The following is a 22788-nucleotide window of genomic DNA, read 5'->3' as shown; positions in this document are numbered from 1 at the left end:
AGTTAAACGGTAGCGGGCTTCGATCAAATGATTGTGGCGCTTCACCAATGCCTTTTCTTTCGGCTTGGTGACGATGATATCCGGCATGGCGGGGATTTATAAGTAATGTCGTGATTTTATGGATAATGGGACACGAGTCAAATTTTTGTCCCATTTCAGCGCTTTCCGTATTGTTGTGCGGTTTCTTGGCTGGTGGGGAATTCGTCCTACTTTACGGGGAATATGTCCCATATCACGGGGAAAACGTCCCAGTTCCACGGGGAATATGTCCCACTTGGCGGGGAATATGTCCCATTTCGGCAACGAAGTTGGTTTGGGTTAGCGGAAATCCCACGACGTAAACTATTATAAAGATTGTATAATATTTACAACAACGCGCGCGAGGCGCGTCAGGTGTTGTTGTTTTTGGATTTTGGTTTTTTGGCCCCTTCGGGGGAACTGGAAATAAGCCGATTACAGGGGCGTTAGTCGTTTTCACGGTGTTCGCCCTGGCTCGGAGGTCAAACGCTTCTGTATGGGGCGGAAAAGGGGCAAATTTCGCCCCTCTATCCTCCGAACAATCGCCGGAATAATCCCGGCTTGCCGTTCGGCGGCGGCAAGCTTGGAAATTGGTCTTATTACCCTCTTTCCCGCGTGATCTTCGCCCCCCGTCGTTCTTTCCGAGAGGGGCGAAGGTGGGGGCTATGGCATTACCCGCCCCAGTTCCTGGATGTCGTCATAGGAGATGTCCATATCGAAAATCGCATTGATAAGCGACGGATAGACGTAGAGGTCGTAATGGCTGCCGAATGAGGTGATCCCGACCCAATCCCCGTAATCGCTCTCGAGCACCGGGATTCCGACCTCCGCGAGCCTATCCAGGTCGTCGCCGTAGAAGCGTGGGAATGCGAGCCACTGATAGATTTCGGTGTATTCTTCGGTCTCGGGATCGTAGGCGGAGCGGATGTCGTCGTAGCTCAGGAAACCCGACTTCAAGAGCTCATAAACCAGCATGGTTTGATTCAGGTGTTGTGCGACATAGGTATAATGGGCGGTAGTGAGTGCGCTTGGCATATGGTGCAAAGTTAAGAAATACGCGAACGTAAAAGACAGACGGGGAAAGCAAAAAGGCAAGGTGGAGACTTGTACTACCTTGCCTTTTTGTGCCGTCTGTATGGTTCGCTCTGGTATTTCTTTTTGCGCCGTGTGGTGGGCGCGAATCATCCGACTTGTTATCGAAGACCGAACAACCTCCGGATAAAGCCGGGTTCGTTTCATGACGGGGGAGGCGGGAGGAGCCGGGTCACAAGATCGGCATTCGCTTGCCGGAGCTCCGCGAGCTCGATTTCGTACCGATCCGCTCGGGCTCGCTCCGCATTCGCTCGCTCGACGGCCTCCCGTTCGCGGCGTTCCGCTGCCTCTACTCGTTCCCGCAAGAGGTTGGCGATCTCGGAGGCGTCGGAATCTTCCACCGCCTTTCGGTCTTGCGACCTCTCGGCGGTCTCAGATTCGCTCCGTCTCCTCGGTTCGCCGAATACCCGTATGAGCTCGGAAACATAGATGTAGCGCTTTGAGTCGCGGATGAAGGTTTGAGACTCGGAAATTTGCCCGCTCCCGAGCTTTCTTTCAATCGTGCGCTTGTTATAGCCAAAACTTTCTGCCGCGTCCTGAAGGGTAACGGCGTATCATTTATCGTCCGACATGGTGCGACATTGTAAGGAAATATTGTGAAAATGTCGTCCGACACTGCGCCGACATTTTCAATAAGTGTATTTATTTAAGCCAAAAAATCAAGTCCGACAGGGTGCGGCATGATGTCGAAAATGTCGTAGTTCTGTCGGAGCAAGGCAGTGCAAAGCAAAAAATGAAACAACATGCCGTCCGACACACGCCAACATTATGCAAAATAAACTATGACATTTACTCAAACATTTTTGCTATATCTCTATTTCAAGCCATCATTGAGCGCCGACACTATCCGACATGTCGGCATTTTGTCGGATGACATGTCAGAGTTATTCAAATACCCCTTCCGCCGATGATCCGTCCGCGTATTTCCATCCGGAGGCAAACCCGCTTTCCTTGATCGTGGCAAGATCGTTGAACAGGAAGGCGGGGGAGAAGGTGGCAAATCCCTTGGCCGTGGCGATTCTCGAACGGATCAGGGCGGACGCCTCCGGCGTCATGGCCACCGACAGCACGAAATTCGCCTTGTCGTGCCCCAGGTGCTCGGAAATGCATCCGGATTGGACGGCATGGGTGAGTTTCAAGAGCTTTTCCACTGCCCGTTTGGTGTCAGTCGTGTTGTTGAGCTCGAGGGCCAGCGCCCGCCGCTTCGTGCCGGTATCGACGAAAAATATTCCGTCCGGTTCGACGTTGCCCAGGTCGCCCGGAAGCGCGAACCGGTTGACGGAGTGCGACGGAATGCCCTTCCGGTTGGCTCCTGTCTTGTCGAAATAGTGAGAGAGGAAAAGTGTCTCCCGAGCTTCACCCGCCTCCGCCCATCGGTCGAGGGCGATGCACACGTCGATATAGGCTTCCCGGTGCTCGTAATCGTGAACGTGGGCAATGCCTCCGACCGGATAGCGGATCGATTCCGCCTCAACGTCGAGGAGCTCGGCGGCCACCGTTGCCCCGTGTTGGGTCAAGGCGTAGACGAAGGGCCGCCGGCGGTGAGCCGACACGGCGAAATATTCCCGGTACTGGAGGAGGTTTCCCCGTACCCGCCTTGCAAGGCGATAGAGGAGGTGATCGCGCACCGTGCTCTCGTGCTTGCCCGCGCCCGCGTCTACGAATTGCCGCACGGTCATGTACCGATAGCGGGCGAGGCAGGCAATCACCCGCTGTTGGCCGGGGGTGAGCGCGTCGAGCGGCGCGAGCAAATCGCGCTGCCGTGGTCGGCGTTTCGGTGTGTTTTCTGTGGTCATGGCATTGGGGTTAGGTGTCTATCGGAAGCGAGAGCTTCCCATCGGCGGCAACGAGCTCCTTGGGGGCGAATCCCTTGCGGGACGAGCCCGCGGATTGGTCGGTTATGGTTCCGCCTTCGTCTGGGGCCGTCTCGATGGTTCGAAGTGGCTTTCTCGGGGTGTAGAAGCGGGCGATTTGATCGGCAAGGGTGGCCTGCCATACCTCTTCCGTCGTCGATCCCCGGTCGTCGATCCGGTGTCCGGGAATCCGGATCACGACGGGCTTGCGCCCTCCGGCGCTGATACAGAACCGGCCTTTCCCTGCCTGGAGGCGTTCAAGCTCCTTCGGATCGGCTCCGGTCTGCTTGGCGAACTTGTGGAGGTTTTCCTCGGAATTGCGCCCGGTGATCTTCACGGCGGTATTGGTAAGCACCGCTTCCGTGAGCTCCCGCCCCATCTCCTGACCGATTCCCTGTTGCACGATGGTGAGGTGGATGCCGAATTTCCGGAGCTCCTCCAGGATCACCCCCAGGCTCGCCGTGATGAAGGCTTGGCATTCGTCGATAAAGACATGCACGGGGACGATGGTATGCCGTGGCGCATCGTCGCGCCCCTGCTTGAAGCCGAATGCCTTGAGGTGGCTCAGGATGAGCTTGCCGAATATCCGGCTTTCCGCCTTGCCGATATCCGAGGCGGAGAAATTGAAGACGATGAAGGCCCGCCGCTTTATGAGCTCCTCGAGATTGATGGTGCTTTTCCCGATCAGGAAGGAGGAAAAGGAATATCGCGAGAGGAGGGCGATGAAGCGCATTTTGACCGCTTGCCGGGTCGGTCGGAGCGAATCGGCAGGCAGGTCGCGGAGGATGAAGGAGAGAAGCGGCGAATCCGCCGCGAATATCCGTCGCCCGGTCTCGATCAAATCCGCATTGTTGTCCAGGTCTACGAAACGCAGGATATCCGCGAAGGTCGATCCGGGGCGGTGAAACAGGATGGTGAGGCACGCCCGCATGAGCGTTTCCATGTAGAGTGAGAAATCCTTGTCGAGAAGCTCCGTCACCACGTCAATGGTATCGTCCACCAGGATCGCGAGCGTCTTGGGATTGCGCCGCTCCTCGTCGGAAATATCGAAGGGATTGAATACGGGCGTTACCTCGGTGCTCATGCCGGGCTGGATGTAGACGAGCCGCTTTCCGTCCGCGAGCTCTCGCCATCGGGCGACCTGCTTGGAAATCGGGCCGTGCGGCTCGATCAGCACCACGGCGGTTTTCGGGTGACGCGTAACGTAGTGGTGAAGAAACCACTTGATGAGCTCGCTCTTGCCCGAGCCCGATCCGCCTACGATGTAGGTGTGTCGCTTGCGGTCTTCCTCGGAAATTGGGAGCACCCGGTAGCGCTCAAAAAAAAACCGAGAAATCGAAGGATCTTGCGCTCCAAGAAACGCAAGATAGCCCACCATATCCGGCGGGAAATCCTTGCGAAAAGCGTCTTTGGCGCGTTGCTCTTGTTCATGGGCGGAAAGGGATTCGGAATATTCTTTATGGGCGATCCGCTCGAGGGCGAAGCGAAAGAAGCGCAGCTCTTTCGCGTTCTTGACCGGCGGCGGATTGCGCCAAAGCCGGTCTTCGATCTCGGCGGCGGAAGACCTGTGGGGTTTTCCGGCGATGGGCGATGCCTCGTGCATCCGGAGGAATTCGCCATAGGTCGCAAGCCCCCGGAGGCGGGCGATCTCGTTAGCCAGGTCTAACGCGAGCTCCGGGGCGGAGCCTGGAAGGAGGCGCCCGAGGCGAACCGCGTCGGCGCTTTCGAGCTCGGGAAATCTCCGACGAAAGAGGGAGGAAAGCTCCTGATCCGTGTGGTTCATTGGCGGGCTTCCGTTCTCCTGTCGGCATAGCCATAGAGCGAGTACGCCGGGCAGTGTATCGAAATGTGCCGCAAAGTCAAAAAATAACAGTAAAACAAGACACTTATAACGTCTTTGTCAATTCAACTCCCTTCATTCCGTTTTCCTCATTTCAGGTCGCGGAGCCGCCCGCATCCGTCGATCCGCTGGCGCGGTTCGAACCCGAGCATTGATCCCACCCACCCACCCCGTTTTATCTCGAGAATCGGCAGAGGTTGGAGAGGTTGGAAGGCGAGGGAGGCAGAAAAATGGAGCGGAAAAATTTTCGAAAGCCGCCCCCCAGGATCACCCCTCGAGCTCGGGGATGTAGTGGACGAGGAGTCGGAGCTTGCGCCCTGCCTCCTCGGTCGCGAGGCGGGCGAATGTCGCCCTCGCGAGCTTCTTTTTCAGGGCTCGTCGTCTTCCCGTGATAGTCGCAAATACCCCTTTGCACTTCTCGAGATTGCGCCGCGCCTTGTGTTCCCGCTCATACGCCTCCGCCGTCGCCTGGACACGGGAGTGGAGGGTGTGGCGGTATCCGCTTGCGGCGATTTCCCCGATGATCGCCGCCGCCTCGTCCTCCCATCCTGTCCGCCGTGGTGTGTCTGCCAGCCCGTAGGATTGTGCGGAAAAACCAAGCACTTGCGAGATGTTTCCAAACAAAAAGATTTGTAGTGATAACGCGACAAGAGGCTTTTGGCTTTGTAAAGCCAAAGCCCGGAATACAAGCCAGGAAGAGGCGCGATAGCTCCCCTGGAGGCGTTCGGACAGAACGGCATGGGCGAGGGGATTTGCCGCGCGGATCGCGTCCAAGAAGGCGTGCCCAAGGGCATTTGCCGCCACCGTTCGGATCGCCTTGCGTCCCGATCCCCTCGGAGCCGTGGCAACCAGGGCATTACCAAGCCATGCCCGCCGAATGCCCGACTTGGAGCCGAAACGGATTGCGATGCGGGGAAAGCTCTCGGGCGAGGCTCCGAGCCCCTGAGCCCATCCGATCACCCGCGCATATTCCCGCTGGAGGCGGCTGTCATCCAGGTTGACAACTGAAGGAACAAAACGCAAACGAAGCCGATACTTGGCAATGCTGGCCAGCGACGGGCGGGCGGAGGCATCGCCCTTCGGGCTTTCTGTCGGCCCGGAATCGGGCGGCAGGGATATGGGGGGCGATGGGGACGGTTCCGGCTCCACGGGGACGGGAATAGTCGCGCCTCCTTCCTGGAGACCGGAAACCGGCCCCAGATAGCGGCTTTCCGTCCGGACGTGCCCACCGTCCCGGAAAGACCGCTGGAGGTAGGCGTATTTGCGCCCCCGCACGGTCTTTATGACGCGATACCATCCGGCCATGCTCCCGCTCCCGACCGTGGATCGCTACTTTTCCTCCGCTGCCATCCATTCGGCAAAGCGGCGCATGAGGTCGGCTTCGTCGAGCCCGTTATCCCGCGCCCCTTGGGAAAGCTGGGCTTTCAGAACCTCCATATTGATCTCGTGCTCGCGTTCCGCCGCACGGTTCCGTTCGGCATGGTCGGTTTGCGCGGTCGAGATTTCCGCGATCTTGCGGGCCTTGATGATATCGGCCATGGCGGAGGTAAAGGCGCGGTTGGAATCCTCGCCCCGTCGAAGGGCAGACAAGAGGCTTTCATTGACCGCATTGCCGGTCTTCTCGACGATGCTGCCGTGCAGTTGCTCCCGGAACATATCGAGGGATTGGGTGTGGTTCTGCCGCGAGAGCTCAAGGGCACCGGCATTCTGCGTCCGCGCCACCTCGAGGGAGGTTTGCGCGGTGAGGGCTGCGCTTTGACGCTTGAAATCGAGCTCGTCATGTCCGAGGGCCAGTTGCCCCGCCGCCTGGAGCTCCCCGGATTCGACCTTGCGGACTTCGAGCGACATTCGGTCGCCGTGGTGCCGGTCGCCCTGTTCCAGCTTTGCCCGCTCCACCTGGGCATCCATGTCGAGCCGTGCCGCTTTGATCTGCAAATCCGCCTCGGCGCGGAGGCGTTGCAGATAGGCGGCGGGATTGAGAAGGTCGCCAAGGGTTTTGCGCGTCATGGGCTATCCCTCAAATCCTCTTGAGCTCTTCGAGCTGCCGCCGTTGGCGCTCTTCCTCTTCCTGAGCCACGCTCCGGGCGATTCCAGCAAGCCCGCTCGTCTCGGCAAGGCGTATTTGCGCCAATGTCTCGGCTTTGCCCTTTTCGGTCTCCGCGAGCAAATGAGCCGCCCGGACTCTCTGTCCCTCCGGAGACGCCCAAAAGGCCCGCTCCCGTTCCTCCGCCGCCGTCCGTTCGCGATCCGCCCGCCCGAGCTCATACCGCCGCGCCTCCTGCCTCCGGCGATGGAAGCGCCAAAGCCATATGAAGGGCAGAAAGGGCAGGGAGAGGACTTTTCCGATGAAGGGCACAAGCCCCAGGCCGTCGCCATCCGATCCGTTGAACGCCACCCAATTGAGGGCACCCAAAATCCAGGAGGCGATATATCCGACAGGCAACCCGGCAAGGAAAAAGAAGAGGAAGGTGGGGAGGCGTTGACCCTGGAACTTCTCCACCGTCGTGGAGATCGCCGCCGCGACGACGAAGGAGCAAAGGGCGATGATCCGAAACAGCTTCTTATTGTTCACGTCTCCCGTCCCCCTCAGTAACGCTTGTGAACCAATCCGTAAATTCTCCACGGTGGGGTGGGGGAGTCAAGGTCGGGATGAGCGAGTCCGCGACGGAGCCTATGCGCGGCAAATAAATTTGGGAAAATTAGGGTTTTGCATAGACTGTTCAAAGTCTTAAACGACCGTTTATCACTTTTAAATCACGCATGGAAAACGGCAATAGACCGCTTTGGGTTGCCTATTACCGGGTATCGACCGACAAGCAATGACGCTCCGGCCTGGGGCTGCAAGCCCAGCAAGCCGCCGTTGCCGAATATCTCACTCGGACGGGTGGCGAGCTTTTCGCCTCTTTTATGGAGGTGGAGAGCGGGAAGCGGGCGGATCGCCCCGAACTCGGTAAAGCCCTCGAACTCTGCCGCCGGAAGAAGCTGCCGCTCTTGATCGCCAAGCTCGACCGGCTGGCGCGATCCGTCGCCATCATATCGAATCTGATGGAAAGCCGGGTGGAGTTCCGCGCCTGCGATATGCCCGACGCCACCCGCTTTACCATCCACATCCTGGCTGCCGTGGCGGAGCATGAGAGGGATATGGCATCGGAGCGGACGAAAGCCGCCCTCAAGGCGGCGAAGGCACGCGGAGTGGTCTTGGGCAACCCGAATATCCAGGAGGCGGGAAAGAAGGGGCGGGCAGCGTCCGTGGCGGCAGCGGATCGCTTCGCAGAAAGCGTCTGGCCGATCATCGAGAGCCTTCGAGCGGAAGGGTTGAATCTATCGGAGACGGCGAGGGAATTGAACGAGCGGGGAGTGAAAACGCGGACGGGGCGGATGTGGGTGGTGCAGACTGTAAGAAATATCGAAATCTGGCGCTATTAACTGAGATAATCACACAAAAAAATGCCGCAATGCCGCTTATGCTCACGCATTATTTTGTGGATACGCTTTTCCAGGTCTTATTGTTAAATATAAGAATTGTACTAAAACGAGCGGATAAATGATTTTTGACGCTGCAAAAAACCATCCGTAACTTTGATAGGCGTCCACATCTGGCGAGAGCATGATCGACGCCCAAACAGACGACGCCAGGAAAGCATATGATAAATACAGCCCGGTGCCGATAATTCACGCACTTCAAAAGTCATGAAAACGCTTAAGCATACTGCAAGCGTAAACGTACTGCACAACAGCCATAATGAATATTATAGCATACTTAGCTAGTTGTTCCGGAAGCTGTAGTGAGAGCGTTACTGCAATAACTCATAGGAGTCATGATGAGAGTGATCTTCCAACGAAGTCTCGCCTGTTTATATTTCAGTTATGTGTAAGGTAGTCACTAATGAAGTTGTCCATTTTAAAATGTACGTAATTAATATAATGCTGTTATTATATGCGTTTGAGCATAATTGCAAGGCGGAGTGTGTGGCAAATTCTCTATATGTTTGCACGCATCATGTTGTTGTATATTTAATCGCATATTGCGGGTATTCCATATTGAACTTTTCGATGTAATTTTTGCCAACTTGATCGACGTTATTTTGTGCAGAGGTTACGGCCTGCATAAGAGTCGCACCAGGAAGTGGTGCCTGCCCTAAAGTGACAATCCATGTGCCAGCATCAAAAATCTGCGATCCGAGTTTTGTCCCATCCTCATTAATTGACCTAACGATGGATGCGACAGCATTCTGTTCGTGCGTTATTATGCTCTTGATAAATTCAGCCTTCGTTTCAGGTGGGAGCTCTGATTTCATAACTTCTCCCAGCTGTCTTGCAACTTTTACATTCATGTCGCCAATCGCTTGGATTGAATTCGATGCCCCCTCCATAAACGCTCTTGACGGAGCATAAATTGCAGCCTGCAAAAGGGCATTAACTAGCGCTCCCGCTGCAACAGCAGGATTCGCAACTGCGATAAGGGATGCTGCGTTCAAAGCTGTTTGACCTGCATTGTCTGCAAGATCAAGATAGTTCCCGCTCTTTAAAGCGTTAAACGCCTCTTGTTCCTTTGTGGCGATATCAACAAGTGTTAGCAGGCCCCCACCAATTTTTACCACTTTACCAATTTGCGCGGCCTCGCCAAATTCTCGCGCTAAGCCGCTTAAATGATTAACACGGGCCCGTTCTGCCGCCGTTGCCCCGGCAACGTATTCTTTCATGGTTAGCCCTGTAAAGCGGAGCGTTCGGTCGGCTCTATAAGCATCTTCAGCTGCTATTATAGCATCAGAAAGTTCAACTTTTGCAGATGATGCGGCATTCGTTGTCGCTGAGAATAATTTATCTCTAAGAGCTTCAGTAATCTCTCCAGGGTCTCCATAAAAAATGGTTTTAAGCGTATCAATGACGCCAGCCGGTCTATTTCCTGCGGCGTCAAGCATTCGATTGAATTCTGCAATTTTTTGTGGGGTTAGGACGATCGGCTGCGTGCCGCTTCCCTTTCCTCCCTCGCCTTCGCTGTTGCGCCCGCGCGGATTGATCCCTCCATTTCGGCTCAGGTCCGGACCATTTAGCACGTTGTTAGGCACGGAAGTGGTTGAGGTGCTGCTGGATGTACCGCTGCTCACCCCGCCATTCGAGCCACTGCCGCCGGATGAGGCGGTTACGGCGCTGCGGTAGGTGACGCGAGGATTGGAGAGATTGGTGGTTGTATCTGTCGTGGTATAAGAACGGAACTTGAAAGCGCTGATGCTGGTGGGAACGATGGCCGCGTCATTGACGGTGAAATCCCAGAGATAGGCGCCGGGATTCGCGTTGTCATACCCACGATAGCGCACACTGCCGTTCGATACGAACGCCTCCTGGTGATAAGTGCCATAGATAGTTCCAAGATTGGTTGAGTTAAGATGAGTCCAGCTTGTACCGGAATCCGGAATGGTCGCGATCATGATTGCGCTTCCACTTTGACCTACAAGGGGGCCGCTCCAGCGATTTGCAGAGTAGCCAGCTGAGACCCAATACTGGATGCCGCCAATCATGAACATAAAGCCGGTGCTCTGGCCCCATGTCGTGAAGGCCATATTTCCATCCCAACTTGCCCGAATTTCCCTTACCGATGACGGCGGAGCTCCCGTCTTTCCGAGGTCGCCGGCATTGTCAGTGGGCCACGCGCTCAACACTCCCCCAACGATGCCATAGCCGTTGTTCACTGATCCCTTGGTCAGCGACCACCCTGCTGGAACGGTATTGTTGGAAAGGTCGGGCGTGTCAGCGGTCCATACATCGACATATCCACTGGAGTTCTGAAACTTTCCGCCGTTCTGATAGACGATTCCGCCAAATCCATTGCTCGTAGGATCAACAATACCGCCTGGGTCTTTGCCCGAAACGACGATTTGCCCTGATCCGCTATAAACAGTTGCTCCATTGATATTAAGGACGCCTTGCTTCACTCCCCCCTGTCCGCTCGCGGCGTCGTAACCTGCGAGAAGGTAGATATCCCCATTGTTGGTGTTGATGTTGGCGTTCACCCGCAGGTCGCGCCCCGCCTCGATGGTCAAAGCCTTGCCCGCGTTGGTCATATTGATGGCATTGACGACATAGGCATCACGCGACGCCTGAAGGGTCACGTTGCTGGTGGCAGAGTTGATGACTGAGGGATCGATAGTGCTGGTTCCGCCGGAATTGTCAGCGAAGAGCGAAGAGTTGGTACCGTCCAAGGTCTGACCGCCATTGTTGGCAACAAAAATATCCATGGGATCGAGCAACCAAGTGCCGGTCTTGCCCTTGGGAGCCAGGGTGTTGACCGTTCCGGTCTGATCCAGGAAGCCCTTGCCCGAAGTCTCGACAAAGCCGCCGTCACCGCCATTGGTGCCGCCTTGCGCGAAGATGCGGCCATAGCTGCGGGTGGTGCCGTCCGCCCACAGGATGGCCTTGCCGCCGTTGCCGGTACTCAGGGCGCTGGCGTTGATGGTGGCGTCCTGGCCCATATAGGCGACCTGGGCATTGCGGACGCTGCCCTTGCCCTGATAGTCGCCGCCGATCAGGGCGGTGCCGCCCCCGGCATCGCCGGATACGTCAACGGAAGCATTGCCGAGAAGGCCGACCTTTTCACCCAGCACGTTGACGGTGCCGCCCTTCTGTCCCGCCTCCTTGCCCGAAGCATCCAGTGATCCGGACACCTGGACGATTCCGGCATCCTCGCCCTTCAAGACAATCTCGCCGCCCTGTTGCTCGACGGCGCGGGCGCTGATCAGGCCGGTGGTGTTAATGGCGTTATCCACCACGCCCTTGGCGGCATTGGTGCTCATGAGTACCCGCCCGCCATCGGCGTAAATCTTGCCGCTGTTCTCGATCAGGCTGGCGACGATCTGGCCATCGGCTCCGACGATCAGGCTGGCGATCTTGTCGCTCGCCTGGAACAGGATGAGGTTGTCGCCGTACAGGTCGAGGGTCACGCCATTGGCGGCGGCAAGCGCCACCTTGCCGAGACGGGCGGAGATGATGCCGGAATTGCGGAGATAGGGGGACACGATGGCGACCAAGCCACCATCGGCGGCGGTGATGGTGCCTTCGTTGACGATCTGGGCATTGGCCTTGCCGGGGATATCAAACTTCATGTTCCCCGCCATGAAGTTCTCGTTCTTGATATTGGCGGTGGAGGCGACCAGGGCGGCAACGTCGATCTTGGAGCCCGCCCCGAAGACGATGCCGTTGGGATTGACCAGGACGACGCGGCCATTGGCCTGAAGGTTGCCGAGAATCTGCGACACTTGATCGCCGGTCACCCGGTTCAGGGTCATGGACGAGGACGAGGGCTGAACGAAGCGGGTGGTTTCGCCCGCCGCGATGCTGAAGCTTTTCCAGTCGATCACGGCGCGGTCGCTGGATTGGTTGACCTGCACCGTCTTGGCGTCTGGCTGGCTGATGACGGCGGAGCCTTGCGCCACCGTGCCGCCCTGCGGGTTGGCATGGACGACAGGGGTGCAAACGGTCAGCACTCCGGCCAGGGCGGTGGTGGAAATGAGCCAGCGGCGCATGGAGGGGCGGCGGATCATGGTCAGTACCTTGCCGAGATGCTGAAGAACAGACGGGGTTCCTTGCCCTTGCCGCCGGGGAGGTTGGCGGATACCGGGCGGGTCAAGGGCTTGTCGATTTCCAGGCTGCCGCTGAAATAGTCGGTCAGGCCGAAGCGGATGCCGATGCCCGCCGATGTGCCGGTACGCACGGCATTGGTGTTGACAGGATCGCGGTCGTGGGTGAGACCGGCATCGTAGAAGATGAACGGCTGATAGTATTTCAGCCCGATATCCTCGACCTGGTTGGTGTACTGGAGCTCCAGCTTTCCGGTGATGCCTTGTCGCCGGTGATCTCGGACGAGTCGTAGGCGCGACCATATTGCGAGCCGCCATAGCCGAATTCCTCGGACGACAGCAGGGCATTGGCCGACCATTGCCCGGTCATGCCGATAATCAGGGCAAACTGATTCGGCAGTTGCTGGGTGCGCGACGCATCCAGGGTCAGCTTGGTGAAATCGGCGCGGCCCCGCGCCCGCGACTTCAAGCCGTATTCGTAGCGGGTGGCCCCCAGGCCGTCGATACCCCGGTACAGGTCAAGGGCGAACAGGTTGACGCCATCCCAGGAATCCGAGAAGTCGTAGGAGCCGCCGATCTTGAACGCCCTGGTATGGTCACTGGACGATACCTGCCCCAACTGCTCGGAGCGTGAATCCCGCGACGTAAACCCGGTGGACAGGGAGAAGTTTTCCGTCCTGGTGCGGATCAGGGGATGAGAGAGGGCGGCGCTGAGGGTGACGTTGCGGGAACGCTGCTCCAAGTCGCGCAGAGACTCGCCCGGCTCTCCCCGGCTGCGGTTGCCCGACAGGGTGAGCTTGGTTCCCTCGGAATTCAGAACCTCGTCATGCTGGATCGCCAGATAGCGCAACTCGCTTTGCTCGGTGGTGTTGATCCAACTGACCGAGGTTTTTTCATACAGGCCCAGGATCGAGTTGAGGCCAGCCCCCAGGGTGTATTCACGCGGGCCGCTGGTCTTGGTGCCCCGGTTGTCGAAGGAGGCAGACAGCTCGAGATATTTATGCTCGATGACGAACACCACGTCGGATGCGCCCGGCGTGGTCTTGGACGGGCGCAAGACCGCCTTGGCCTTTATGCCCGGCAGGTCGTTGGCAAGCAGGGAGTAACGTTCCAACACCTTGTTATCGAGGGGCTTGGATTCCTTGATCCGCTCGCCCCATTCATGGAACAGGTCGGCACGTCCGTTGGCCTCTCCCTCAATCAACACCTCGTTAACGAAGCCCTCCACCACGCGAATGGTGATCTGTCCGCCGGAAATGCGCTGCGGCGGCACGATGGCCTTGGACAGGATGAAACCGGCGTTGCGGTACTTGGCGGTGATCTCGTCCGCCACCTTGTAAACCTCGGTTAACGAGACTTCCTTGCCCAGCTTGTCGGCATGGAAGGCGGAGAGGTCTTCGACGGGAAAGACCGTCGCCCCTTCGATGCTCACCCCGTTCAAGGTCAGGCGGATTTTATCCGACTGGTCGGGCGGCATTTGCTCGTCGATCTCGGGGGCCTGGGGCTCGATGACCGATTGCGGCTTACGCGGTTGCTCGAAGCGCTTTTCGGTCCGGCCAGGGTCGGCACCGCCGGGAACGATGGCGATGTTGACTTGCGCCCAGGCGTTGGCGGTCGCAGTCAAGGCGGCAAGGCAGACGCCTGCGGTCAGGAGAGAGCGAGGGCGGTTCATTTCTTCTTATCCTCCTTCCCGGAGGGGAGAAGGATGATGTCGTTTCCGTCCTGAATGATCTGGGGCGTATTGTCCTTGCGGACGTTGGGCGCAGGATGGTTGCCGGAGCCGGGAGGGGTGGACATATCCGTGGGCGTTTCGCCGCGCAGCATGTCGGCAGGGGATGGGAAGCGACGCTCGATCCGTCCCGGATCGTCCGAGGCTGGGAGGCGATTTTGCGCCAGGGCGTCCGGTATCGCCCCGAGCGAGACAACAGAAACAGCCGCGACCAGAAGGCGAACCTTTCCGGCAATTCCTCGGGTCATCACCAGCACGGAATTCCCCCTCGACCAAACACCCAAGATTGTAAAAAGCCCCCGCTCTTATGGCATGAAAAAAATGCGGGTATCAACCTGCTATTTCTACCAAGGCGATTTTCGCCTTGAAGTTTGCGTGGGGCTTTTGCTGTGGTCTTTTCTCTTTTGTTCCTAAGACTTAAACACACCCAGGAACCTCCCGCAGAAGCTCCCGCCAGCGTTCCCGCCACCCGGTTTCGTGGCTGGCCCCCGGCACTGTCCGCACCACAACACAGGATGATCCGGCGGCTTGGCGGAAGCGTTCGGCGATGACCGGCGGTACGGTGGTATCGACCGCGCCGCTGAAATGGATTTGCGGGATTTTCGCCACCTGGGGGGCAACGTCGATGGTGTTGAGCGATCCGGACAGAGGCGACACCTTGGCGAGGCGGTTGACCTCGGCATGGTCGAGATTGCCCGCGACGGTACGAATCGACGCCACGTCCTTACGCCCTGCCGCGACGAGAACGGCAACGGCCCCGCCGCCGGAATAGCCCACGAGGTTGATTTTCTGCCCCGGCACTTGGGCTGCCACCTGATCGACGGCTTGCCCCATGGCGGCGATGACCTCGGGAGCGAAGCGCTTGCCCGTCCAATAGGGGATGCCACAAGTGGGGTTCTTGGCGCGTGCCGTGAACTGGCAGGGGCGGGCGAGGTAAACGACGTTGGGGGAAGGGTCCGCCGCCGCAAGGGCAAGTCCCATGGCCTCGCGTGGTGTCGGATCAAGCGACACCTCGGAGCGGGACAACCAGGCCAAGCCATCCCCCTCGATATAGACGGTGACGGGCTGGCCCGGATCGCGGATGCGGGCAAAGGTGGTGAGCACGAACGGATCGGTTTTGACGATCATCCGCTTGAGGCCCACCGGCCCGGCGATACCATCGGCATTGGCATCACGGTCCAGGGTGGCGCATCCTGCCAAGAGCGGAAGCACCAATGCCAGCAACCATGACGTCTGCCTTGTGATTCTCAGAACTCCATACGGGCTTGGAGCGAGCCGGTATGGCTCACATAGCGGTCGGAAAGCCCGGCATCGTACTTGGCTGAGAGGGTCGTGTTGCGCACCGAGGCCAAGTCCACGCCGACCCCAATGGCGAAGGATTCGCTGGCCGCGTCCGTGCCTGCCGTGGTGAAGGACGAACCGCCATCCACATAGGCCGAGGACTGATCATGGGCCTTGGTGTTGAACTCGTGGCTCCAGATGGCGCGCCCGTTGGGTTTGACGTTCCAATCGCCCCACTGCGCCATCGTACCGGAAACCTTGGCGCCAAAGTTGGACTTGATGGAATCCGTGTTGGATGATCCCACGGTCAGGGCGGCGGCGGCATCCGTCTCGGTATAGCCGTCCTGGCGCAAGTGGTTATAGGCGAATCCGGCCAACGGGGTCAGGGTGAGTCCCGCCCCCACTGCGAATGGTACGCCAATCTCCGCCTTGGCTCCGTATTGCTGGCCGGAATAGGAGGACTTGGCGGTCTGCTGAGTGGCCCCGGTGATGTTGATGATACGGGTGCCGTCGTAGGTGTGATGGCCGTAGGTCAAGGCTCCGTCCATGTACCAGCGCGAGGCGGTATAGGTGCCGTAGAGGCTGCCGATATAGGAATTGATCTTCTGCCCCGATCCCTCGCGGCTTCCGGCATCGTCTACGTTGGTACGGGCATAGGCGAAGGATAGGCCGACCCGGACGGGTTCCGCCACCTTGGCGTCGGCGCCGAAGGCAAGGCCGTAGGTATCGGAGGTGTAGCCATCGATCCCCAGGCGCTTGTCCTGGGTGGCGACGGAGCCGAAGCCTTGGGTCCACACGCCCAGACCACGCAACATTTCACCCGAAGACACGCCAGTGCCGCCTCCGGTGTCGGTCGAGGCGGCCCGTACGCTGTCGGTGCGGATGGAGATGGTGTTGACCGCTTGGCCGACCGCACCCAAAGCCGCCTGGGTGGTGGCTCCGTTGGCGGGCGGGCGTAGCTGAGCCCCCGCTTTTTCGATATCGGCGGCGGAGGTCAGATTGTTGATGGCGTTGGACAATGCCGTCATGGTGGAATTGTTGCCGGTATAGCTGGCCAGGGCGGAGAGGCCCCTTCCGTTGACGCCAGTGGCGGTCCCGGCGGCGTTGGCGCCGCCGTTGGTGAGGATGATGTTGGTGGTGCCGGTGCCGTAGGAGACGCCATCGGTGTCGGCCTGCCCCGCGCCGGTGACGGAACTGACCCGCCAAGTATAGCCGCCGGAATTGACCACCGTGGGCATGTTGACGATGGTGCGACCATCGGTGTCCTGGATAACGATATACTTCGAACCAAGGGCGGCAGTACCGACAACAGTGGGGACGATAATGGGGGCTCCGGTAGAGAACATGGTGGTGTCCGGCGTACCACTGGCCTGAGTAAAGACCCAATAGCCGTGCTTGCCGGTGTTGGCGTTGATGGTCGTCTTGAAATAAAGAGAACCACTCTGCGACTCTGGAACATTCATGCCGTCATAGTGATTGAGAGTCACTTTTGACGTCCCATTGTCGATGGTGGCGCCACCGGAGAAGCTGAATGCGCCCAGGTTGATGGTCGCGTCACGAGAAAACGCGAGAGTGGTGCCGTTCGATATGGTCAGCGAGCGGATCGGATTGTCCTGGCCGATCGTCAAGGGGCTTCCGGCAACGGTCGTGGTGCCGGACGTGACATTGATGGATGGGGCCGTCCCCGATCCTTGCACCCAGAGACTGCCATTGAGGTTGCCGCCGGTGAAATTGAAGGTGTCGCCGTGCGTCGATGCCCGAATATCCCCCTGAAGGGTGCCGCTGTTGTTCACCGTGACGGCTGATTGTGCCGTCGAGAAATCCAGTGACTTGTTGCACCCGGAGTCACCAGTAGCGCATGCAGAGCCACCGGAAATGGTGCCGCTGTTGGTGATGGAGGTGATATTCCCGCTGCTGCCTATGGAAATGCCGCCTCCGGCATTGTTGCCACCGGCACTAATGATGGTTCCGTCATTGATAAGGCTACTGACCGTCCCTGCGTTGACATAGATGCCGCCACCATTGGCACCGGAGGCCCCACTGGAACCGCCCGTACCACCGGTCCCGCCAGAGCCGCCCGTACCGCCGGTGATGGTGCCGCTGTTGCTGATCTGAGTCCCAGTTCCGGCATTTCGCACATATATGGCGTAGCTACCGTTCCCACCGTCACCACCATTGGCACCGGCTCCGCCAGTCCCGCCCGCCCCGCCGTTGCCACCGGTGACGGTGGTGCCCGAACCGATGGTTACAGTCACGTTGTTGGGGGCTGGCGTCGTCGAACCGATCCCGATGCCGGAGCCGCCGACGCCACCGGTTGCTCCGGCATTGCCCGCTCCGGTGCTGTCGCCGCCGGTCCCGCCATTGCCGCCCGTCACGGCAGCCGAACCGCTGGTGGTCAGCGAAGAGCCGTTGGCCAGCATGCCGATACCCCAGCCGCCGCCATTGCTGCCCAGATTGGCGGGATTGCCGCTGGAACCGGTTACGCCGCTGCCGCCACCGCCGCCATTGCCGCCGATGGCCTGGGCCGAACCGGACAGGGTGGCGGAATTGCCCGTACCGACCGAGGCGGAGCCATAATCGCCGATGGTGATGCCGTTGCCGCTGTAGGCGCCGTATCCACCGGTCCCACCGGTGCTGGAGCCCCCCACCCCGGAATTACCACCGACAGCCCGCCCGGCGCTCATGTTCAGCCTGGAACCGGTGGCGGACAGACCGATACCGTCGGCACCGTCGGTGGCGTTGCCGCCAGCCCCGGCCCCACCGGAAGCCGTGCCGTTGCCGCCCGCCCCGCCCGCGACGATGCCGGAGCCGCTGAGAAACAGCATGCCGGTGCCGAAGTGGTCGATACCGTGACCGCCGCTATAAGAGGTACCGCCGGAGCCGCCGGTGATGCTTCCGCCGTTGCTGACGGTGATGCTTCCGCTAACCGAATCCTCGATCAGGATACCCTGACCCGAACCAGTCTCGGTGCCGTGGTGCCCGTTTCCGCCTGCGATGGTCGCTCCGGAATTCACCGTGATGACAGTGTTCACAGCCTGGGAGCCGCAGGACAGGTTGCCACAGGCGCCGATGTCGATGGCCTTGCGCCCGTCACTGCCGCCCTGAATGGTGGCGTTGTTGTACAAGATGATGTTGGCTGTTCCGGACGTATCCCAGGAGGCGCTCGGAGCCACGGTCACCGCGATGGAACCACTGGGTGCCAGTAGACGGTTGCCAGCCCCGATGTTGAGGGGATTGCTCAGCGCCTGTGTCTGAACTCCCCAGTCATTGGAAAGCACCTTCGGAATGGTGTCGTCGGCTGCCCACGCCATTCCGCCATGAGCCAGCAACGCCACCCCTGAAACACTCGCCAGCAACGCACGACTCAACGACCGCGTCATGAAGTCCCCCTATTCTTTCGCATCACGGCAAAGAGGTGATAGACACCCCGATACGGCGTAATTATGGACGGTAAATGGTGATATACACTCTTTTTGGAATGAAAAACACCATGTCTGTTTCGGTGGGTGGCGGTGCGATGCACTCATACCGGCATGATTTCCGCTCGCCAAATCCGGGCCGCCAGGGCGTTGCTCGGCTGGTCCCAGCAAGACCTTGCCGACCGCGCTATTATCTCGGTGAATGCCCTTCGTCGCCTGGAGGCCGAGCAGGTCGATCCGCGCCTCAGCACCATTTCCGCGATCAAGGCAGCCCTGGAAGGGGCTGGCATTGAGTTCCAGTCCGCCGATCAGACGAAGGGAGAGGGCGTTCGGCTGCGTTCTCCGTGATGCACGGCGCTTCATGGTCCCTCCCTTTCGCTCGGCATTGGGCCGCACGGCTAAATCAGCTTCAGGTTGATGGCGATGGCGACGGCTTGGTCGCGCGTGGCCGCGCCCAGCTTCTTGCGGGCGGAGGCGATTTGCTTTTCAGCCGTCTTGGTGGAAATGCCGATCCTGTCGGCCAATTCCTGCACGCGCAGACCCAATGCGAGATGGGTCAGGCATTGCTTTTCCCTGGGTGTCAGGGACGGAATGTCGGCTTGACCATCGTTCATAGACTGATCCTGAATAACTCGCATTTTCGGTGCGGATATTAGGTTCAGTCTTGTAATGGGGGCAATTGGGGGGTTTTCCCCATACCCAAGGTGGGATGGAGGTAAAACGAAAAATTATTCAGGGAGTTAGGAGGTTGAAAACCACCGCTGTCGTGATCGCCTGTGGCACGGTGGATGCTTTTAATTTGCGTCGCGCTGATTCGATTTGTTTTTCAACTGTTTTGACGCTTGTGTTCAGCTTAAATGCAATCTGCTGTTGTCTGAGCCCGGCGGCAAGCCAGAGCAGGCATTCGCGTTCGCGTTCAGACAGGTGGTAAATCTCCCTCATGTGGCTTTCGCGGAGGCTGGTATCGAAGGCGCAAGCGATGCCTTGGATGGTGCCGCCCTTTTCGGCCCAAAGCCGGTCGAACTCCCCCCACGACATGTTGGGGGCGTGGCACGACACGGCACTGATGCCCAGCCCGCCGCCAAATCGAGAAGGGAGGGTGATTCCCGTCAAAACCCCATAATCGCAATCAATCTCAAATTGCCGCAACTCCTCGGGGCTGTTGGCGTTTGGCTGTGGCAGATCGCTCCAGAATATAGGGTTGGTTCCTGCCTTGGCCATTTTGTAGTAATAGTCATCATCGATGACCATGGTGTCCATTTTTAACTCGATATAGGCAGGTGCAAGGCTGGACAGCATGGTGGTTGTTTTCCGGTCGCGTAGGCGATTTCTGCCTTCGTGGATCAACTCACTGCCATACAAAATTCCGCCGATACCGAAATCGGCAAGCTGTTGATTGGCGCTCTGCCACAATTCCTCCTGGCTTTTGGCCTGACGGAATTGAGTGATGGCATCCAAGACTTTCTGGTTTTCCCTGCGGATCAATGGGCTCACGAACGCCTCCGCTTTAACCATTTACGTCAGCAGACTTGGCTACCATAGGGTTGGTGGTGTAGGCAATGGGGTAAACCACCCATAGGGGGCATGGGCGAAGGCCGGATATATCGAAATGCCGAAACAGATTCAAAATGACCACCACCAAGGCGGCGATAAGAGCCGATGGTCCGCCATCGCGGCTTGGTGCCTGTATGATTGGGCGGCTTCGACCTTTCCGGTGATCGTCACCATCTTCATTTTCGCGCCCTATTTCACCGAATCGGTCGCAACCGATGCCGTGACCGGCACCGTCCTATGGGGACGCGCCATGGCGGCGGCGGGCTTCGTGATCGCGGTGTCCAGTGCCCTGCTGGGGTCGATCAGTGACCTCAAAGGCGGGCGCAAGCGTTGGCTGATGGTTTCTGCCGGGCTGGCGATGGTGGCAACGGCAACGCTGTGGTTCGTCGCGCCGAACGTGTCGGCGGTTCCCCTGGCCCTGGTCGGCGGGGCTGTCGCCGTGGTCGCCTTCGAGACGGCGGCGGTGTTCTATAACTCCATGCTGCCGGAAGTGGCTCCGGCGGGGTATTTCGGGCGGGTTTCCGGTTGGGGCAATGGGGCGGGTGCCCTTGGCGGCATCGTCTGCCTGGGTGTCGTCCTGGTGCTCTTTGTCCTGGAGGCGGATTCCGCGCCGTTCGGTCTCGATCCGCAGGCGCAAGAAGCCATCCGGATTTGCCTGCCCTTCGCCGCGCTGTGGTGGCTGGTGTTCGCCCTGCCGCTTTTCCTGTTGGTGTCGGAAGATAGGCTTGGAGGACGTGGCGGCAACCACCCGTGGCGGACGGCGATTCGGCATGGCACAGGTAATCTCGTCAACTCTCTCCGCGCTCTGCCGCGTGAGCCTCGGCTTGCATGGTATCTGCTGGCCCAGATGCTCTATTGCGATGGCTTGAATACGGTTTTGTCGTTCAGCGGCATCTTCGCCGCCGGGACGTTCGGGATGGACGTGTCGGAATTGCTGGTCTACGGCATCGCCGTCAACGTCGCCGCCGGGGTGGGGTCATTGGCCTTCGGCTGGGTCGATGACCGGATGGGGGCGAAGCGGGCCGTGGTCATCGGCCTTTCCGGGATGATCGTTTTCATTGTCGCGATCATCGCCACCGATTCCAAAACGGTTTTTTGGCTGGCGAGCGTGATGGTCGGGGTGTTCCTCGGCCCGGTGCAAGCCGCCAGCCGTTCGCTGATGGCGGGGATGACCACCCCGGAGAACCGCGCCCGGATGTTCGGGCTTTACGCCGTCTCCGGCAAGATCACCGCCTTCCTTGGGCCTGCGGCTTTCAGCATCGCCACCGATCTTGCGGGAAGCCAGCGGGCGGGCATGGCGGTGACGATCCCGTTTTTCGTGCTCGGGTTGGCTTTGCTGGTTGGGAAGGTCAAGGGCGGGGAGGTATAGCGCCCCCTCCTCATGCCACCCGTTTTCCGTTTTTCGGGGAACGTGGCATGGCGGTGATGAGTTGGTGTAGGATGTGTCCACGGGATCAAGGAGGCCGTGACCATGCGGAATGCTGCGACGTTGGCAATCCAGGGTGAAAAGCTGCCATCGGAGCTTTCAGCCGCGCTCGAAGGCTGCGAGGTCGGGGCGGTCTATGCCGTTCACGTCCGCAAGCTCTCGACGGAGGACGCCGCCGAATTTCTGGAAATCCGCGCCAAGGTGCGGGAAGGCATTGCCGATCTTGAGGCGGGCAATGTCTACGAGGAGGACGAAGCGTTCGCGATCCTCGAAGCCAAATTCGGAAAGATATAAGCCCGCAGCTCATGCCGTATGTCCGCTATACCCATAAGTCTTTGCGAGATATGGACGCCATAGGCGAGTATATCGCAAAGGAAAATGTCCAAGCGGCACGGCGCTTGCTGCGTTCCATCAAGGATAAATGCAAGGCTTTTGCCGAAACTCCATTTATCGGCAGTCAGCGCGACGAGTTCGGTGAGGGAACTCGTGTTTTTTCGCTGGGAAGTTACCTCGTTTTCTATCGCCCCGCTGATTCGGGAATCACCGTTCTCCGCGTTCTTCACGGTGCCCGCGATTTGCCGGAAGTTTTCGGCTCCGAGGGGTGACGGCTCTCGGTGTTTCTGAAAATTTGGAAATTCGGCGGCGGCGGATATACTTGACCGGTAAACCGTAACCCCTGAGCCACCATGAGCATGATCCGTCCACCACGAGCCACCATAGAGACGACCGTTGACGACCTGCCCGAAGCCCTGGCGGCGGCAGGTTTTCGTTCTGGCGAGCGGGTGCGTATTCAGGTCGAATATCTCGATGAGGATGACAGGTTTCCACCGGGCATTTCCCTTATCGAGACGGAAGATCGAAAAATCTTTACGGGCGTTACCACGGAAACCGCTGAGGCGGTTATCCGTGCCGCCGGAATCAAAGATGGCGAGAGATTCTCAATTCGTCTCCATCGGAATGGGGGCGAGCTCGAATTGGAGCTTTGCCGTGAACGATAGGGGG

The 22788-nt window shown here is 58.9% G+C and carries 20 protein-coding genes; 6 read left to right on the top strand and 14 right to left on the bottom strand.

Features of this window, described 5'->3' with window-relative positions:
* Positions 1–681 precede the first annotated feature (681 nt).
* The 6 genes from H261_RS24875 to H261_RS15255 all read right to left on the bottom strand — a co-directional run bounded on the left by H261_RS24875 (position 682) and on the right by H261_RS15255 (position 7375).
* Positions 682–1203, bottom strand: coding sequence for a hypothetical protein (locus H261_RS24875; RefSeq protein ID WP_152426900.1), 522 nt, complete (start codon positions 1201–1203; stop codon positions 682–684).
* Positions 1204–1994: 791 nt separating this feature from the next.
* On the bottom strand, positions 1995–2906 hold the full coding sequence (locus H261_RS15275) for a hypothetical protein (RefSeq protein WP_040476628.1): 912 nt from the start codon (positions 2904–2906) through the stop codon (positions 1995–1997).
* A gap of 10 nt (positions 2907–2916) precedes the next feature.
* Entirely contained in the window at positions 2917–4746 is a 1830-nt protein-coding gene (locus H261_RS15270; RefSeq protein WP_008619212.1) for a type IV secretory system conjugative DNA transfer family protein, read from the bottom strand.
* A gap of 324 nt (positions 4747–5070) precedes the next feature.
* The gene (locus H261_RS15265) at positions 5071–6108 is read right to left on the bottom strand and encodes a hypothetical protein (protein WP_008619211.1); all 1038 of its coding nucleotides are present in this window, start codon (positions 6106–6108) and stop codon (positions 5071–5073) included.
* Positions 6109–6132: 24 nt separating this feature from the next.
* On the bottom strand, positions 6133–6810 hold the full coding sequence (locus tag H261_RS15260; protein ID WP_008619209.1) for a hypothetical protein: 678 nt from the start codon (positions 6808–6810) through the stop codon (positions 6133–6135).
* 10 nt (positions 6811–6820) lie between these two features.
* On the bottom strand, positions 6821–7375 hold the full coding sequence (locus H261_RS15255) for a hypothetical protein (protein WP_008619208.1): 555 nt from the start codon (positions 7373–7375) through the stop codon (positions 6821–6823).
* Positions 7376–7635: 260 nt separating this feature from the next.
* On the opposite strand from H261_RS15255, the gene H261_RS15250 reads away from it, so the two are divergent.
* The gene (locus tag H261_RS15250; protein ID WP_322096297.1) at positions 7636–8229 is read left to right on the top strand and encodes a recombinase family protein; all 594 of its coding nucleotides are present in this window, start codon (positions 7636–7638) and stop codon (positions 8227–8229) included.
* Between the two features lie 572 nt (positions 8230–8801).
* On the opposite strand, the gene H261_RS23455 is transcribed toward H261_RS15250, so the two are convergent.
* The 6 genes from H261_RS23455 to H261_RS15230 form a co-directional block, all read right to left on the bottom strand.
* Positions 8802–12341, bottom strand: coding sequence for a two-partner secretion domain-containing protein (locus H261_RS23455; RefSeq protein WP_008619204.1), 3540 nt, complete (start codon positions 12339–12341; stop codon positions 8802–8804).
* Between the two features lie 2 nt (positions 12342–12343).
* The gene (locus H261_RS25480; RefSeq protein WP_008619202.1) at positions 12344–12511 is read right to left on the bottom strand and encodes a hypothetical protein; all 168 of its coding nucleotides are present in this window, start codon (positions 12509–12511) and stop codon (positions 12344–12346) included.
* Between the two features lie 71 nt (positions 12512–12582).
* Entirely contained in the window at positions 12583–14049 is a 1467-nt protein-coding gene (locus H261_RS15240) for a ShlB/FhaC/HecB family hemolysin secretion/activation protein (RefSeq protein WP_008619200.1), read from the bottom strand.
* Positions 14046–14363: a hypothetical protein gene (locus tag H261_RS24870; protein WP_152426899.1), complete on the bottom strand. Its 318-nt coding sequence runs from the start codon at positions 14361–14363 to the stop codon at positions 14046–14048. Before H261_RS24870 ends, H261_RS15240 begins: the two co-directional genes overlap by 4 nt.
* A 160-nt stretch (positions 14364–14523) precedes the next feature.
* Positions 14524–15330 (bottom strand): alpha/beta hydrolase family protein, encoded by an 807-nt coding sequence (locus tag H261_RS15235; protein WP_008619198.1) that lies wholly within the window; start codon positions 15328–15330, stop codon positions 14524–14526.
* Between the two features lie 23 nt (positions 15331–15353).
* Complete coding sequence (locus tag H261_RS15230) at positions 15354–18767, bottom strand: autotransporter family protein (RefSeq protein ID WP_152426898.1); 3414 nt, start codon at positions 18765–18767, stop codon at positions 15354–15356.
* A gap of 153 nt (positions 18768–18920) precedes the next feature.
* Here H261_RS15230 and H261_RS15225 point away from each other — a divergent pair, with 153 nt between their 5' ends.
* Positions 18921–19154 carry a helix-turn-helix domain-containing protein gene (locus H261_RS15225; protein WP_008619194.1) on the top strand — a complete coding sequence of 78 codons (234 nt, stop codon included), beginning with the start codon at positions 18921–18923 and terminating at the stop codon, positions 19152–19154.
* A 50-nt stretch (positions 19155–19204) separates the two neighbouring features.
* Here H261_RS15225 and H261_RS15220 read toward each other — a convergent pair whose 3' ends face one another.
* Entirely contained in the window at positions 19205–19420 is a 216-nt protein-coding gene (locus H261_RS15220; protein WP_008619192.1) for a response regulator transcription factor, read from the bottom strand.
* A 118-nt stretch (positions 19421–19538) separates the two neighbouring features.
* Positions 19539–20300 (bottom strand): helix-turn-helix transcriptional regulator, encoded by a 762-nt coding sequence (locus H261_RS15215; protein ID WP_161625040.1) that lies wholly within the window; start codon positions 20298–20300, stop codon positions 19539–19541.
* A 115-nt stretch (positions 20301–20415) separates the two neighbouring features.
* Between H261_RS15215 and H261_RS15210 the strand changes: the two genes are divergently transcribed.
* From H261_RS15210 to H261_RS15195, 4 genes are all read left to right on the top strand, one after another.
* Positions 20416–21729, top strand: a complete 1314-nt coding sequence (locus H261_RS15210) for an MFS transporter (protein WP_008619188.1) — start codon at positions 20416–20418, stop codon at positions 21727–21729.
* Positions 21730–21831: 102 nt separating this feature from the next.
* Positions 21832–22080, top strand: coding sequence for a hypothetical protein (locus tag H261_RS15205; RefSeq protein WP_008619186.1), 249 nt, complete (start codon positions 21832–21834; stop codon positions 22078–22080).
* Positions 22081–22091: 11 nt separating this feature from the next.
* The gene (locus H261_RS15200; protein WP_008619185.1) at positions 22092–22391 is read left to right on the top strand and encodes a type II toxin-antitoxin system RelE/ParE family toxin; all 300 of its coding nucleotides are present in this window, start codon (positions 22092–22094) and stop codon (positions 22389–22391) included.
* 81 nt (positions 22392–22472) lie between these two features.
* Complete coding sequence (locus tag H261_RS15195; protein WP_040476624.1) at positions 22473–22784, top strand: hypothetical protein; 312 nt, start codon at positions 22473–22475, stop codon at positions 22782–22784.
* Positions 22785–22788 lie beyond the last annotated feature (4 nt).

Origin of the sequence: Paramagnetospirillum caucaseum (genome assembly GCF_000342045.1) — a bacterium.
GTDB classification, from domain to species: domain Bacteria; phylum Pseudomonadota; class Alphaproteobacteria; order Rhodospirillales; family Magnetospirillaceae; genus Phaeospirillum; species Phaeospirillum caucaseum.
The sequence above is the reverse complement of the archived record's forward strand: the minus strand, read 5'-3'. Positions and strand labels throughout refer to the sequence as shown.